Genomic DNA, 2,277 nt, shown 5'->3' with positions numbered 1-2,277 from the left:
AACTCACTATTATAAAGATGATTTTACTCAAGTACTTTTGAATCAAACTTTAAAATTACATGTCATGAAAACAAGATTACTATTATTTTTCTTTTTTGTGTTTTCGTTTGGAAATGCGCAAATCAATGTGGTTGAAGGATTTGAATCTGGAACTATCCCTGCTGGTTGGGGCAACAATGGTTTCAATGTTTCCAATACATCTTCCTGTTCAGGTTCTTATTCTAGTTTTTTCAACACTTTTGGACTCGGTTCAGGTGCCTCAATTTCCACTCCAACCTATGTTTCAACTGGAGGAACAATAACATTTTCTTGTGACTACAAGAGAAGTAATCAAGCTGGGGATGCAGTTATATACCTTCAATATTATAATTTCGCTACCAATAGCTGGATTGATCTTACAAATAATGTAATGTCACCAACTTGTTTTGGACTTGCAGCTATAATTCCAGCAGGAACTATCCCAGCGGGAACTAATGTAGTTTTTAAAGTAACTTTGTATTGCACAAGCGGCACATTTACTTTTTTTATGGATAATTTTTCAGTACAAGAAAGTTTACCTCACGCTATTGCCGAGTATAATTTTGATAGTACTTACAACAATACTATAGGTCGCAATCCATTTTTATCAAATGCAGGAACTTCTTTCGCTACAGATCGATTCGGAAATGCAAATGGTGCTATTAATATAAATAATACAGGGACTACGGCTAATTTTCCAGGACTTCCTTATGGTGCAAGCAGTAAATCAATATCTGTTTGGGCAAAAGCTAATGTTATAAACCCTACTATTAACTATGTTTTTCATTATGGTAATACCGCTGGTGGTAATGGACTTGCTTTCAGAACGGCTGAAACACTTTTTTTTGCTGGTTCAGGAGGAAATTTAACGGCAGCTTCAAGCATAAGTGCACCTTGGGCACATTATGTTTGTACATATGACGGCACTACAGCGAAAGTTTACAAAGACGGAGTTTTGCTTTCTGACAGTGCTCTAGCATGGAACATAATAAATAATTCAAATACCTTTAGACTTGGTTTGACCGAATCGGGTGGGGTAAATTATTTTAATGGTGCCATAGATGATCTGAAAATTTATAATTATGCATTAAGTCAAGCAGATGTAACTAGTTTATATACAAACAATTCATTGCCAATAACGGCGCCAACAATTTCTTTAATTTCAGTCCCTACAATTTTAACAAATGAAGCAACTGTAAATTATAGTTTAAATGCTAATAATGGCGCTACAACTTCAATTGTAAAGTACGGTTTAACAAGTGGAAATTTATCAAGTCAAGTAACGGGTTTTTCTGCAAGTGGTTCATTGGCAACGTCTGGCTCTGCACAAATTCAAGGATTATCATCAAATACAACTTACTACTATCAAATAGAAGCTTCAAATTCTGCCGGTACAACGACAAGTGCAATAGGTAGTTTTACAACAACGGCATTAGTGGCGATTGCAGAATATAATTTTGATAATACGTATAATAATATTTTAGGGACTAATCCATTTCAAGCAAATGCAGGAACTTCATTTACAACAGACAGACATGGAAATATATCAGCAGCACTTAGTATAAATAATCAAGGAACATTTGCAACTATTTTAGGACTACCTTACAACTCTACAAGTAGAACAATTTCTGTGTGGGCAAAAACGAATGTTCTTAATAGTCAAATTAATTATGTGTTTCATTATGGAAATTCAGCAAATGGCAACGGACTAGCTTTTAGACCAACAACAACACTTTACTTTGCTAATGCAGGAGCTAATTTAGAAACAGCAGATACAAATACAAACAATACTTGGATACATTATGTTTGTACTTATGATGGAACAACAGCGAAAGTATATAAAAATGGTGTTTTATTTAGTTCAGGTGTAAAAGCTTTTAATACAATAAATAACTCAAATATTTTTAAACTTGGATTAACAGAAGGTGCTGGTTATAACTATTTTAATGGTGCAATTGATGACCTAAAAATTTATAATTACGCTTTAAATGCAACAGAAGTTTCTAGCTTATACACAAACAACGCTTTGACTTCAGAAAGCTTTAATTCAAACAATTTAGAAGTTGCATTGTATCCAAACCCTGTTCATAATATATTAAACATTGAAACTGCTTTGGAATTAAAATCAGTTGAAATTTATAATATTCAAGGGCAAAAAGTATTGTCTTCAAATCAAAAACAAATCAATGTTTCTGATTTAGCTGCTGGAATGTACATGGTTCGTATTCAAGATGCAGACAATAACATTGCAACTAAGAA

The 2,277-nt window shown here is 33.3% G+C and carries 1 protein-coding gene; it reads left to right on the top strand.

The window, feature by feature from the left end; genetic code table 11:
- Window positions 1–64: 64 nt before the first annotated feature.
- Window positions 65–2,277 (top strand): LamG-like jellyroll fold domain-containing protein (locus GFJ99_RS13155; RefSeq protein ID WP_153209492.1); only part of this gene is annotated, 2,213 nt, incomplete at its 3' end.

This window comes from Flavobacterium sp. LMO6 (genome assembly GCF_009495795.1).
GTDB lineage: Bacteria > Bacteroidota > Bacteroidia > Flavobacteriales > Flavobacteriaceae > Flavobacterium.
This window is presented reverse-complemented; position numbering and strand designations above follow the sequence as displayed.